11 protein-coding genes are annotated in these 13,867 nt (G+C 30.6%); 2 read left to right on the top strand and 9 right to left on the bottom strand.

The features are described from left to right. Positions 1-367: 367 nt before the first annotated feature. The 4 genes from CPJCM30710_RS12005 to CPJCM30710_RS11990 all read right to left on the bottom strand — a co-directional run bounded on the left by CPJCM30710_RS12005 (position 368) and on the right by CPJCM30710_RS11990 (position 3,527). A complete protein-coding gene (locus tag CPJCM30710_RS12005) occupies positions 368-1,051 on the bottom strand; it encodes an amino acid ABC transporter ATP-binding protein (RefSeq protein ID WP_212904409.1) in 684 nt (227 codons plus the stop codon). A gap of 12 nt (positions 1,052-1,063) precedes the next feature. Continuing rightward, entirely contained in the window at positions 1,064-1,705 is a 642-nt protein-coding gene (locus CPJCM30710_RS12000; protein ID WP_212904408.1) for an amino acid ABC transporter permease, read from the bottom strand. Positions 1,706-1,717: 12 nt separating this feature from the next. Further along, on the bottom strand, positions 1,718-2,515 hold the full coding sequence (locus CPJCM30710_RS11995; protein WP_407644990.1) for an amino acid ABC transporter substrate-binding protein: 798 nt from the start codon (positions 2,513-2,515) through the stop codon (positions 1,718-1,720). A gap of 505 nt (positions 2,516-3,020) precedes the next feature. Next, entirely contained in the window at positions 3,021-3,527 is a 507-nt protein-coding gene (locus tag CPJCM30710_RS11990; protein WP_212904406.1) for an NUDIX hydrolase, read from the bottom strand. Between the two features lie 262 nt (positions 3,528-3,789). Here CPJCM30710_RS11990 and CPJCM30710_RS11985 point away from each other — a divergent pair, with 262 nt between their 5' ends. Further along, positions 3,790-6,123 carry a beta-glucosidase gene (locus CPJCM30710_RS11985; RefSeq protein ID WP_246503527.1) on the top strand — a complete coding sequence of 778 codons (2,334 nt, stop codon included), beginning with the start codon at positions 3,790-3,792 and terminating at the stop codon, positions 6,121-6,123. Positions 6,124-6,382: 259 nt separating this feature from the next. On the opposite strand, the gene CPJCM30710_RS11980 is transcribed toward CPJCM30710_RS11985, so the two are convergent. From CPJCM30710_RS11980 to CPJCM30710_RS17860, 4 genes are all read right to left on the bottom strand, one after another. After that, the gene (locus tag CPJCM30710_RS11980; RefSeq protein WP_212904405.1) at positions 6,383-7,804 is read right to left on the bottom strand and encodes a glycoside hydrolase family 1 protein; all 1,422 of its coding nucleotides are present in this window, start codon (positions 7,802-7,804) and stop codon (positions 6,383-6,385) included. A 165-nt stretch (positions 7,805-7,969) separates the two neighbouring features. Beyond that, entirely contained in the window at positions 7,970-9,853 is a 1,884-nt protein-coding gene (locus CPJCM30710_RS11975) for a beta-glucoside-specific PTS transporter subunit IIABC (RefSeq protein ID WP_212904404.1), read from the bottom strand. A 301-nt stretch (positions 9,854-10,154) separates the two neighbouring features. After that, a complete protein-coding gene (locus CPJCM30710_RS17865; RefSeq protein WP_246503531.1) occupies positions 10,155-10,697 on the bottom strand; it encodes a PRD domain-containing protein in 543 nt (180 codons plus the stop codon). A 32-nt stretch (positions 10,698-10,729) separates the two neighbouring features. Continuing rightward, positions 10,730-10,996 (bottom strand): CAT RNA binding domain-containing protein, encoded by a 267-nt coding sequence (locus tag CPJCM30710_RS17860; RefSeq protein ID WP_246503526.1) that lies wholly within the window; start codon positions 10,994-10,996, stop codon positions 10,730-10,732. Positions 10,997-11,377: 381 nt separating this feature from the next. On the opposite strand from CPJCM30710_RS17860, the gene CPJCM30710_RS11965 reads away from it, so the two are divergent. Continuing rightward, positions 11,378-12,022 (top strand): serine/threonine protein kinase, encoded by a 645-nt coding sequence (locus CPJCM30710_RS11965; RefSeq protein ID WP_212904403.1) that lies wholly within the window; start codon positions 11,378-11,380, stop codon positions 12,020-12,022. 106 nt (positions 12,023-12,128) lie between these two features. On the opposite strand, the gene CPJCM30710_RS11960 is transcribed toward CPJCM30710_RS11965, so the two are convergent. Further along, on the bottom strand, positions 12,129-13,867 hold a 1,739-nt coding region (locus CPJCM30710_RS11960), incomplete at its 5' end, for a PAS domain-containing sensor histidine kinase (protein ID WP_212904402.1).

The raw sequence follows: 13,867 nt of genomic DNA, 5'->3' as shown, positions 1-13,867 counted from the left end.
ACTTTCTATAGTTTTTTGTGGTTCTGTTGAGGTAACATCTTTTCCACTACATCCAGTAAAAAATATACTGGTAGAAACTATAACTATTAGTGTAGATAAATAAATTTTTTTCTTAACATATTTCTACTCCTTATCATTTTCTACTTTATTTATAGGAATTATATTTTTTAAATATTCCACTTTATTTAAGGAAATCCAAAAAAGAAGGAAAATCTCCACATGATGGGAGGTTCTCCTTCTTTCTTATTTATAAAATATTTCTGTACTTTTTGATTAAAGTGAATCTCTATTCTTCCTGTTTTTAAGGAATTTTAGGTTCAAGTGATCTAATTAATTTTCATAAAAACACTACGTTCGATAACTTTAATTACATATACATATGTTCTTCCTTTAATATTCCATTGTTCATAGACAAAATTCTATGGGCTACCATAGTGGCAAAAGCCATATCATGAGTAATAATTAAGACTGTCATAGACTTTTCAAGACTTAATTTTTTTATAAGATTTGCTACCTCTCCAGTCATACTTGGATCTAAGGCAGAGGTTGGCTCATCAAAGCATATAAGCTTAGGCTCCATTGCAAGAGCTCTTCCTATTGCAACTCTCTGTTTTTGTCCTCCTGAAAGCTCAAATGGGTAACTAGTTTGTTTATTTTCAAGTCCTAAAAAACCTAATATCTCTTTAGCTTTATTTTTAGCTTCTTCAATGTCCATGCCTAATACCACTCTTGGTGCTTCTGTAATATTTTCTAAAACACTCATATGTGGAAATAAATTAAAGTTTTGAAACACTAATCCTACATCTTTTCTTATTTCTAGCTCATCCTTTTTTTGTGCTATTTTGCCATCTTTATATAAATACTTATTATTTATTATGATGGAGCCATTATCAGGTTGAGTTAAGCCACTTATGCATCTAAGCAAGGTTGTCTTTCCACCACCAGAAGGACCTACTATAACAGTAATTTCTCCTTCTTTAATTTCAAGATTTACACCCTTTAAAACTGTATTTTTACCAAATTTTTTTTCTAATCCTTCTACTTTAAGCATAATATCTTCTCCCTATTGATAATAGCTATATTTTTTTTCTAGCTTCTTAAAAAGTTCACTTAATATTGCAATTAAGAGTAAATATATTCCCCCTACTATTAGAAGTGGCACTAGAGAGGCCTCTCTATTTGATGCTATTTTACCAATTTTCAAAAGTTCGTCTAATCCAACTACATATACTAATGCAGTATCCTTCACAAGAGTAATAATCTCATTCGCTACTGCTGGAAGTATTCTTTTAGTAGCTTGTGGAAGAACTATTTTAAAAAATATATACTTCTGAGGAAAACCTAGCACTTTAGCTCCTTCGTATTGTCCTTCCTCTATTGAGGCTATTCCAGCTCTAAATATTTCTGCAAAATAAGCTGCATAATTAAGTGTAAAGGCTAATATAGCAGCTGGAAATCTATCAAAAATTATACCTACACTAGGCAATCCAAAAAATATAAATACAATTTGTAGAAGCAGAGGCGTTCCTCTCATAATTAAAATATAAAAACCTGTTATCTTGTTTAATATTTTATTTTTAGATAATCGTCCCAGTGCAACTACTATTCCAAGTGATATTGAAAGAACAAGTGTTAATATAAATATTTGCAGAGTAACCTTTAGTCCTTCAAACACTTGTGGTAATAGGTTAATTAAATTATTCATAGAAATGCACCTCTATTTAAATATGTCTTGTCCAAACCAATTTTCAGAAATTTCCTTAGCAGTACCATCTTTTTTCATATCATCAAAGGCTTTATTAATCTTTTCTAGTAAATCTTTGTCGGATTTTCTTACACCAACGCCATAAGCTTCACTTCCAAAATCATCTTTTAATATCTTATATTTATCTGCGCCTTTTTTGCTTATATAGTATCTTGCCAAAATTTCATCAGCTACAACAGCATCTATTCTTTTTGCTTCTAAATCCATTAATGCTTCATTATTTGTTTCAAAGGTATAAACCTTCCCATCCTTAAAACTTTTTAGAAGCTCAGCTTCCTTATTTATTGCATCTACTGCACTAGATTGATTTTGAGCTCCAATCTTCATGCCTTTTAAATCAGCTTTACTATTTATTTTTGAATCTGCTAAAGTTATAATAACTTGTCTATTATCCAAGTATGGTCTTGTAAAGTTTACTTTTTCTTCTCTTTCTTTAGTTATGGTGTAACCATTCCATATAAGATCTATTTTCCCAGAATTAAGTTCTGATTCCTTCATTGACCAATCAATAGACTGAAAAGTTATTTCCTTATCTATTCTTTTTGATACTTCCTTTGCGAGGTCTATATCAAAGCCTACTATCTCTCCTTTATCATCCTTAAAACCCATAGGAACAAAAGTATCATCAAAGCCAAGTACAAGCTTTTCCTTTGACGTTACATCATTTGTTTTTTTGCTACAGCCTACTACTCCAAATGCTGTTACTGTAATAATCCCAACTGCTATTATACTTCTTAATATTTTGTTCACTTTTTCATCCCTCACTTACTTATAATTTATACTCTTAATACTCTACTTCGATAAATTAATAAAGTCAATATATTTAATTTTTTTTCAAATATTCGCAAGATACAAATAATTTCTTCTTACATTATTTGTTACCTGACAACTAATTCCACCTAGGAGAAAGGTGACTTCACCCTGATTTCTTCAGAAATTAGTTTATAACCACTTGATATTTTTTACAGATCTACTTACCCCTAGTGATTTCATGCTTTAAGCACTATAAAATGCATTAAAAATTCTATACTTTCCTACACAATAAAGAAACCCTAGAATAACTCTAGAGCTTCTTGTTAATATTTTATTTTAACTCTTGTTTATAATTTTCTACCATTTTGTTAACTATGTTTCCACCTATGAATCTGCTTCTCTTGCAGTCTTAATCTATAACTCAATATACATTTTTAAACCGTTCGAATTATCAAAAGCTTAACCATAATAATAAATAAAGTTACTATAGCGAGTATTATTATCATAAATGTGTTTTAATGTAGTAGTATGCAAAAATTGTTTTTATATCTAGTATTTTTCCTTCAGAAATTTTTTGTTCTAATTCGTTAAAACTCATCCAAAATACTTCATAAACATCTTCATCTTTTACCTTACTAAATTTCAAGTCACTTTTAAGAATTTTCACAAAATAAACTTTCATCAGGCTGTTACTAAAACCTACCATTGGTTTATAAGAACCTACAAGCTTTAAATCTTCAGGCTTAATATTAACACCTGTTTCTTCCTTAAGTTCCCTAGTAATACATACACTAGTGCTTTCATCTTTTTTATCAATTGTTCCTGCAGGGATTTCAACTGTTTCTTCCATAAGTGCAGGCCTAAACTGTTTTACCAGCAAAATATCATTATACTCATTTACTACTATTGCTGATACGGCATCATAATCACTAAGTATATCATATGTTTTATTCTTAACTTTTCGCTTATACACTCTAAGCCAACCATCGTATACAATATTATCATTCATATAAAAATCCCCCTTAATCATACTGATATTATTATACAAAACTTTTAATATACCTTTTAATTTTAATACTAAAAATAAATATATTACTTTATATATACTTTCAATAGCAATAAAAGAAGCTGCAATAAAATATACTCAATCTAATTAAAATTATTTCATATTAGATGATTAAATCTTAGGTATAGCTAAAATAAATCTAAGAAAAAATATTAACACTTAAGCAATATTTTATTAATTATCTTATATTCAAGGAGAACTACTTATGAAAAAACTTAAGTTGATTTTACCTCTTGTTTTAGTATCTACTATGATATTTTCCTCATCTACAATATCATATGCAGCAAAAAAAAACTCAGCTGAAACTCCAAAATTAGTGGATGAAGCCTCAATTGATTCAGTAATTTCAGCAATGACATTAGAAGAAAAAGCTCATTTCGTTGTTGGAACTGGTATGGATGTTTCCCGAGTACCTGGTGCTGCAGGAGCCACTTATGCTATTCCCCGTTTAGGAATACCATCAATAATAGTTGTAGATGGTCCTGCAGGAGTTAGAATCATTCCCACACGACCAGGTGATCCAAACAAATATTATGCTACTGCATTCCCGATTTCTACTTTAATTGCATCTACATGGAATACAACATCTGCAAAAACAGTAGGCAATGCAATGGGACAGGAAGTAAAAGAATATGGCATAGATATACTACTGACCCCTGCATTAAATATTCAAAGAAATCCATTAGGAGGACGAAACTTCGAATATTATTCAGAAGATCCATTAGTATCAGGTGAGATGACTACAGCTGTGGTTGATGGAGTTCAATCAAATGGTGTGGGAGCAGCGATTAAGCATTTTGCTGCAAATAACCAGGAAACAAACAGAATCTTCATTGATACGATAGTTTCCCAAAGAGCATTAAGAGAAATCTACCTCAAAGGCTTTGAATTTGCGGTTAAAAAGGCACAGCCCTGGTCAGTAATGAGTTCCTATAATAAAATCAATGGAACTTATACATCTGAAAGTAAAGGGCTGTTAACTGATATATTAAGAGGTGAGTGGGGATTTAAGGGTTTTGTTATGACAGATTGGTGGATTTTTGAAAAAGCCCCTGTTCCTGTTACTCAAATGAAGGCTCAAAATGACCTGATAATGCCCGGTGGAACTCTTACTTCTAATGTAATAGAACAACCAAATATAATTATAACTGCTGTTAAAAATGGTACACTTGATGAAAAAGTACTGGACAGAAATATAAGAAACATTCTTAGAATTATAGTTAAGACACCAACCTTCAATGGTTATAAGTATTCAAACAAACCTGATCTTGCAAAAAACGCACAAATATCACGTCAGGTAGCTACAGAGGGTATGGTACTTCTAAAGAACGATGGATTTACTTTACCATTAAATAAAGGTGCTTCAATAGGATTGTTTGGTAATACTCAAATAGAAACTATTAAAGGTGGAACTGGAAGCGGTGACGTAAATTCAGGACATATAATATCTATTGCAGATGGATTACAAGCTACAGGATTTAAGTTACACCAAGGATTGTTAAACAACTATTCTGCCTATATATCACAATTAAGAGAAAAAGAACAGTATAAACCTTACGTTAGCCTATTAGGAAAAGTAATACCTCCAATTCCAGAAAGACCAATTACAATATCTGAAATTAATACAGCAGTAAGCGGAACTGATGTAGGTATAATTGTTATTGGAAGAATTTCTGGAGAATTTGCAGATAGAAAAAATGAAAAAGGAGATTTTCTATTAACAGATTTAGAGCAAAATATAATCTCAGAGATTTCAAATAGATATCATGCTGCTGGCAAGAAAGTAGCTGTAATTCTTAACATTGGAGGTCCTATTGAAGTAGCCAGCTGGAGAGATAAAGTAGATGGGATTTTATTAGCATGGCAGCCTGGTCAAGAAGCAGGTTATGCAATTGCTGATATATTATCTGGGGCTGTTAATCCATCGGGAAAACTAGCAACAACATTTCCGATGACCTACAGTAATGTATCTTCAGCAGCTAATTTTCCAGGTACTCCTCCACAAAATCCAACAAAAGTAGTGTATGCAGAAGATATATATGTAGGATACCGCTACAATACAACCTTCAATATAAAACCAGCTTATGAATTTGGGTACGGTCTATCCTATACAACATTTGAGTATAGTGATGTAATATTAAAAAAAGATAATGTAGATAAAAATAAGATTACAATACTTACAACAGTTAAAAATACCGGTAAAGTAGCAGGAAAAGAAGCAGTGCAAGGTTATATCTCTGCACCAAAAGGAAAACTTAAAAAACTAAAATTAGAATTAAAGGCTTTTAGAAAAACAAAGGACCTTCAGCCAGATGAAAAAGAAATTCTTAAATTTGAGCTTGATATAAAAGATATGGCATCTTTTGATGAAACTCTATCTGCATGGGTAGTAGAAAAAGGTACATACGAAGTAAAGATAGGAGCTTCATCTGAAAACATTAAAGGAACGGCTTCATTTACTATAGACGAAGATATAATTGTTGAAAAGGTAAAGAATGTCTTAACACCACAAATAAGTATATCAAATTTATCCAAATAACTGTAACTTATGCTTTAAAACTATTACTAATTGATAATACATTCATACTTTTATCTTTTAAATCCCCTACTGTTCTGTAGTTAATCTACTACATGATTATTATATGTACTTGAGAGCTTGTTAAAATATGAGGCCGTCTCCAACGGCCTCTTGTAACTAATCTGAAGAAGCAGTAAAAATTTACTGCTTCTTCAGATTTTATCCTATTTATAAATATTTATATAAAGATAAACAACTTCAATCTCTCTAACTATTCTTATTATTCAAGATTTTCTCCATTAGTTTCAATAACATTCTTATACCAATAGAAGCTCTTCTTTTTATATCTTTCCAAAGTACCAGTTCCATCGTCGTTACGATCAACATATATGAAACCATAACGCTTTTTCAACTCTGCTGTAGATGCACTTACAAGATCAATACAGCCCCAAGTTGTATATCCCATTACTTCTACACCGTCTTCTATTGCTTCAGCTGCTTGAACTAAATGATCATTTAGATATTTAATTCTGTAGTCATCATTTACAGTCTTATTTCCTTTTTCATCTTCTATCAACTCATCAACTGCACCTAAACCATTTTCAACGATAAACAACGGCTTTTGATAGCGGTCATAGAATTGATTTAAGATAAAGCGTAAGCCTTTAGGATCGATTTGCCAGCCCCATTCTGACTCCTTAAGATATGGATTGGGAACACCGCCAAAAAGGTTGCCTTTTCCAGTTACTTTCTTTTCAGTATCAGCTGTTTCACATATGCTTACATAATAGCTGAAGGAAATAAAATCAACTGTATTTTTAAGGATTTCTTCATCTCCCGGTTCAAATTTAATTTGAATATCATTTTCCTTAAAAAATCTCTTCATATAATTTGGATAGTAGCCTCTCGCATGAACATCTGAAAAGAAAAATATATTACGTTCCATTTGCATTGTTGCAATGATATCATCGGGATTAGGAGTAAGCGGGTAAGTTGGTGTTCCAAGAATCATGCAGCCTATCTTTGCCTTTGGCATAAGTTCATGCCCTATTTTTACAGCTAATGCACTTGCTACAAACTCATGATGGATAGCCTGATATAAGTCTTGTTTTGAAAGTTTTTCTTTTGGTGTATAAATACCACCACTCAAAAATGGAGCATGGATGACAGAATTAATTTCATTGAAGGTCAACCAGTATTTAACTTTATCCTTATATCTATTAAAAATTGTTCTTACATAATTCTCATAAAATCCAACGAGCTTACGATTAACCCAACCATCATAATTCTTAGACAAAGCAAGTGGTGTCTCATAATGTGAAATAGTAACAAGTGGTTCAATGCCATATTTCAAACATTCATCAAATAAATCATCATAAAATTGCAGACCTTTTTCATTTGGCTGTGCATCATCACCATTAGGATAAATTCTTGACCAGGCTATAGAAGTACGGAAAACCTTAAATCCCATTTCAGCAAATAACTTAATATCTTCTTTGTAACGATGATAAAAGTCAATACCGATAAGTTTCATGTTGTCCTCTGTAGGTTCCTCTGTGATTGGACCCACAACACCCTTTGGCGCAACATCTTGTGTGGATAATCCTTTACCGTCCTCATTATAAGCACCTTCACATTGATTAGCTGCAACTGCTCCACCCCATAAGAAACCTTCTGGGAATTTTCTTTCTAATTTGTTCATAATAATATCCTCCTCATTTTAGTCTATCTAACAATTAACTTCTGCTAACATCCCCAATCCAACAAATACAGCATAAGTTCACTATTTTTTGGATTGATTCAACAAACACTAGGTAAGGTTCACTCTTACATTTAATACTTCTTGAACTTTATAAACTTCATACTACTACACTATAAGCTTAAGTAATGAATCTTTTCTTTTTATTTCTTTTTTATCACTTTCTTTAATCTTTGAATAACTATCAGTATTTGTAATTATTACAGGAGTTATAGTATCAAAGCCTTCTTTTTTGATTGCTTCAATATCAAATTCCACTAATAAATCACCAACACTAACTCTATCCCCTTGCTTAACATGGGAAGTAAAATATTTTCCCCCAAGCTTAACTGTATCAATACCGATATGGATTAAAAGCTCAGAGCCACTATCGCTCATAACTGCTAAAGCATGCTTAGTATTAAAAATAGATGCCACTACACCGTTAACTGGTGAAACTAAACGTCCATTGTCAGGTTCGATAGCTATACCCTTCCCCATAATTTCTTCTGCAAAAGTTGGATCATTCACTTCACTAAGTTTTCTTACCTTTCCTGCTAACGGACTGTAAATTTCTTCATTGTTAAGAGTTTTATTTTCTACTTCATTTGAAATTGCTACTTCTTCATCAGTAATATTATCTGCTTCCTCATCTATACTCTCTTCATCAACAGGTTCTTCAAATCCTAAGAACCAAGCTGCTATAAAAGCACCTACAAAGGAAATAACACAAACGACAACTGCATTAATAAAGTTATTTCCAGGTCCGATGAAAGCAGGTATTGCTGCAAGACCAGGTGAAACCATTGCATAAGCCTTTAAACCCATTATTCCACCGTATAGTCCTCCTACTGCTCCACCAATCATAACTGCAATAAATGGTTTCTTTAGTTTTAGATTTACACCATACATAGCTGGTTCTGTGATACCTAATACAGCTGTAACACCTGATGAACCTGCTAATTGTTTTAAATCTTTATTTTTAGTTTTTAATGCTACACATAGAGCAGCTCCTCCTTGCGCAACGTTTGCTGCTAACATTCCAGGTATCAGTACAGTATCAAATCCAACAGTTGCAAGTGAAGTCATTGTAATTGGAACTAAACTGTAGTGCATTCCAGTCATAACTAATAATGGTGAAAATGCCCCCATTACAAATATCACTAACCATCCTGCTTTATCGTTTATATAGTTTACCCCACTAGCTATAAAGTTACCGATAATTGTACCAAGAGGTCCTATTGCTATTAATGCTACTGGAGCTACAACTAATAATGTAATAAGAGGTTTTGAGAAAAACTTAATTGGTTTTGGTGAAATCTTATCAGCAAACTTTTCAACATATGACATTAACCAAACTACTAAAATAATAGGAATAACAGAGGATGAATATGTTGCTAATGTAACTGGTAAACCTAAGAAACTAACTGGCTTTCCAGCAGATACTAACGCAGAAAAATTAGGATGCAACAATACTCCACCTATTGACATCGCCATATACGGATTACAATCAAATTTAATTGCTGATGTATATGCTAATATTATTGGCAAGAAAAAGAATGCTGCATCAGAAATAAAATTTAAAATATAGTATGACTGACTTTCTGTTGATAGTATATTAGCTGTTGTTAACAGTACTAATACAGCCTTTAGCATACCAGCACCAGTTATTGGTGCTAATATTGGAGTAAATATACCCGCTATTGTATCAAGTATTGTAGCTACAATCGTTTTCTTTTCTTCATTATCAGTTGATGCAGCCTTTTTGAAATTTCCTTGTTTTAATAATTCGTTATATGCACTTGATACATCAGTTCCTATAATTACTTGGAATTGTCCACCTTTGTAAACAGCCCCCATAACTCCTTTAGTTTTCTTTACTGCTTCTTCATTGACTTTTGATTTGTCTTTAACACTAAATCTTAATCTTGTTGCGCAGTGTGTTAAATTCGCTACGTTTGTTTCCCCACCAATATTTTTTAAAATGTCACTGGCTAATTTTTGATAATTCATAATATTAGTTCCTCCTACTTAGATATTTTTTGTTAAAATTTTCAACTTTAATCTTTTACTAATTTAATAAATTGATCAAACCCGCATAAAAAGCTATGATTTGAAATATCTTTTAACTTTTAAGAAAATTTATAAAATAAAGACCTAAACTGTAAACTAAACACTCCATAAGGTATTCTATTAACTTTTAATTTAATTAAAAGTTAATAACCTCATTACTGAAGTGCTTAGTAAACAATTTAGGTCTTGCCTGCCAAACCAGTCACAATCCTTAATTATTTACGTGCTCAATATTAATTTTTTATTTCTCTGACTCTCTACTAACAACCCTTTGAATATGAATAATTAAATAGGTCATTTCTTCATTTGTTATTGTAAAGTCATAAGACTTCTTTATATGAGTTTTTATTTTTTCTGCACACTTATATGCATCAACATGCTTTTTCTTTACTATATGATATAAATAATCATCATTACTTCTAGATAGCTTGTTATTTAACATTCTTTGAGCAAAAAACTTTAAATGAGTTACTAATCTGTGATAAGTTAAAGATTCTTCATCAAATTCTATTCTGAAGTAATATCTAATTATACTAAGTATTTCTTGAATAATCTTTGTCATATTTACAACATTAGGCATATCACTATTTAATTGTGCATTTACTATATGTAATGCAATAGATGCTGCCTCGTCTTCTTGTAAATTAACTCCAAGTCTATCTTTTATTATCTCTATAGCTTGTATTCCAATAGAATATTCTTCTTTATAAAATCTTTTTATCTCCCAAAGCAATGGATTTTTTACATTTAACCCTTGCTTATATCTAGTCAAAGCAAAATCAATATGATCTGTAAGTGTTAAATATATATTTTGATTTAACTTTTTTTTATATGCCCTTCTGCATACTTTATTATTTCTTCAGAAACTTCTACATATTTTATAGGAATTTCACTGATAAGCTCTTTTAATTTTTCAGATATTTCCTTGTTCTCTAAAGTAAAGATCCTTTCAATTTTTTCATCCTCTAGCTCATCCCCAGATTTTTTTTTAAAAGCTATGCCTAGTCCCATTACTACTATTTCCTCATTATTGTTGTTCATTACAGTAACAGCATTATTATTTAATACCCTTTTTATCTTCATCTTAATCACCATCTTAAAACAATTATATTTTGTATATATAGTAAATAATATTATATTTTATTGTTAGTAATTAATAGAGCTTTAAAATTATATAACAAAAAAACCCAAACTAATATCAAACACTTATAAATAATTTATAAGTAAATTTCATATTAATCTAGGTCTTGCCTGCTTAACCAGTCACAATCCTATTAAAACGTTATTCAATTTCCATGAATTAATAATACCATGGACTGTAAAGGTTGTCAATATTAATATTTAGATTTTCACTAAATATTATATAGTAGTTTCTTCATCCTTTCACTTTCTAAGTATTTCATTTTAATATGCAAATACGTATAATAAAAATAGCTACGTTAATGGAAAATAGGAGATGCTAGTATGAATGATATAACTAATCTAATTGATTATATAGATAATAACCTTTTACCTAATATAGATATAGAAAGTGTAAACCCCTTTAATCCAATCATCGTAAATCATATACCCAAACCATGGATACTGCTTGGAGTTGGCAATTATGCTGCTGGACTAACCCATCCTGATTTTCCAGAGTATGTTGTGAAGCTATATGCACCAGGAAGACCAGGTATTAAGGAAGAAGTTGAAGTATACAACATAATAAAAAAGCATCCATCCTTTTCTGAATGCTTCTATCACACTGAAAACTACTTAATACTTAAAAGATTTAAAGGGGAAACATTATACTCCTGCATCAATAAAGGTATACAGATTCCAGAACAGGTTATTAATGATATCGATGAAGCTCTTAAATATGCAAGAAGTTTAGGATTACATCCTCATGATGTACATGCTAAGAATGTAATGATAGTTAAAGGCAGAGGTGTAGTTGTTGATATTTCCGATTTTACTAAGATAGAAAATTGTTCTCTATGGGAGGACTTTAAGAAGGCATATTACAAAATATATCTTCCGTTTTTTTATAAATCTCATCCTACTATCCCTGAGTTTTTTTTAAACATAATTAGGCGGAGTTACCGATTGTTTAAAATTATACTTAAGTAAAACTTAATGAGGTATATTCCAAGTTAGGATATACCTCATAGCTTTTAAGTCACTTTTAAAAAATATTAAAAAATAATAAACTTAGCAATATGATATCTTCACTTTCCTAATTATATATATCAGAAAACTCTATTTTAATTCTTTCTACCTTATTTTCACTTGTATAGATGTTAAACTCAGTAGAGTTCTCATCGTCATGTACCAATGTTACAGGAATCTCTATTCTAAACTCGCTTCCTTTACCTGGAATACTTTCTAATTCAATAGTTCCATTATGGATTACTACTAATTCCTTAACTAATGAAAGACCTATTCCACTTCCTTCTCTATTTCTAGATAAAGACTTGTCCACTTGAACGAATTTTTCAAATATTGAAGGTTGCTTCTCAACAGGTATTCCTACTCCAGTATCTTTAACAGATATAACTATACTATTAGTATTATCATATATATTAACTTCTATACTTCCACCACTAGGGGTAAATTTTATAGAGTTTGATAATAGATTAAGTATGATTCTTTCCATGGCATCTGCATCAAAAGCCATAATTTTTTCTTCTATTTCTGTATCAAAGGTAATAGAAATACCTTTACTTTCAACATAATCAACAACTGATAATACAATATTTTCTACTACATTTACTATATCCTTATTCGAAAGCTGAGTAAAAAAATGTCCAGCATCAATTTTTGTTATGTCAATAAGATTACCTATGATTCTAAGAAGTCTATAGCAGTTTTGTCTCATTATACTTATATACTTTTCTACACTTTTCTGTTCTTCGTTAAATGCACTAGTTTTCAATTCTATAATTTGAAGAGCACTAAAAATTAAATTTAATGGTGTTCTCAGTTCATGAGAAATATTAGAGAAGAAATTAGTTTTTAACTTATCATAATGCATCATTTCTTGAATAAGCTTTGAATTTTCTTCATTGTTCTTATGATCTGTAATATCAAGTCCAAATAAAACTAATCCTCTACGGGTTCCATCATCATTAAATAAAGGTATTCTTAATGTATCATAAAATCTATCAATATTCTCTTTTTTATCTGGTATAACTTCTTCACTTCTATACATAGTGCCTGTGTTCCATGCTTCTTCATCTTGATTCATCCAATTTTCTAGTACATACTTTTCATCAACTGATGAATTGGTTAACTCATCTACATTTTTGTTTTTAAAATCTTTTTCATCAATGTTTAATAAACTTAAAAATGTATTATTTGCCTTAAGAAACTTACCCTCAGGACTTTTAAAGTAGATTATATTAGGAGTAGAATCCATTACTGTATATAACACACTCTCACTATCAAATAATAATCTTTCTGCCAGTTTACGTCTATATATATTCGCAATGACAAAAGCTAGTGCTAATATAATAATAAATATAATACCAGTTATTAAATACAAAACTTGTGTTTTAGATATATTATAAAATTTAGAAGGTTGATTGACTATCTCTGACCCTTTAGGTAAAGCTTTTAAGTCAATATGAAATTGTTTTAGCTTATTATAATTAAATACATATTTATGAGCCGAATCTTCAGTAACAGGAATATCCGAGGGTTTCTCACCATCTAATACTCTTAAAGCTAATTGAGCTACTTCTTTTCCTAAATCAGTACCATTTGTAACCATTCCCCCAACACTTTCTCTGTTAAGTTGTATGTAGTATTTAGAATAAACAGGTATGTTAATATCTTTAAATAGAAAATCTGTACTTTTCTGAATAGAGATGTCTTGACCTTTATCATCCTTAAATGTTTTACTAAAATAAATAACAGTATCTTTAGGTAGATTATTTATTTTTTCTTTAGCTTCTAGAATATTATCCACATCAG

The sequence above is a fragment of the Clostridium polyendosporum genome (assembly GCF_018332455.1).
GTDB classification, from domain to species: Bacteria; Bacillota; Clostridia; order Clostridiales; family Clostridiaceae; genus Clostridium_AY; species Clostridium_AY polyendosporum.
Note: the sequence above shows the minus strand (reverse complement) of the source record. Positions and strands in the feature narration are given on the sequence as shown.

Excerpts from the sequence above, each read along its gene's own strand:
- CPJCM30710_RS12000 (WP_212904408.1), bottom strand. The coding sequence starts at position 1,705 with ATGAATAATTTAATTAACCTATTACCACAAGTGTTTGAAGGACTAAAG.
- CPJCM30710_RS11975 (WP_212904404.1), bottom strand. The coding sequence starts at position 9,853 with ATGAATTATCAAAAATTAGCCAGTGACATTTTAAAAAATATTGGTGGG.
- CPJCM30710_RS11965 (WP_212904403.1), top strand. The coding sequence starts at position 11,378 with ATGAATGATATAACTAATCTAATTGATTATATAGATAATAACCTTTTA.
- CPJCM30710_RS11990 (WP_212904406.1), bottom strand. The coding sequence starts at position 3,527 with ATGAATGATAATATTGTATACGATGGTTGGCTTAGAGTGTATAAGCGA.
- CPJCM30710_RS11985 (WP_246503527.1), top strand. The coding sequence starts at position 3,790 with ATGAAAAAACTTAAGTTGATTTTACCTCTTGTTTTAGTATCTACTATG.
- CPJCM30710_RS11980 (WP_212904405.1), bottom strand. The coding sequence starts at position 7,804 with ATGAACAAATTAGAAAGAAAATTCCCAGAAGGTTTCTTATGGGGTGGA.
- CPJCM30710_RS12005 (WP_212904409.1), bottom strand. The coding sequence starts at position 1,051 with ATGCTTAAAGTAGAAGGATTAGAAAAAAAATTTGGTAAAAATACAGTT.
- CPJCM30710_RS17860 (WP_246503526.1), bottom strand. The coding sequence starts at position 10,996 with ATGAAGATAAAAAGGGTATTAAATAATAATGCTGTTACTGTAATGAAC.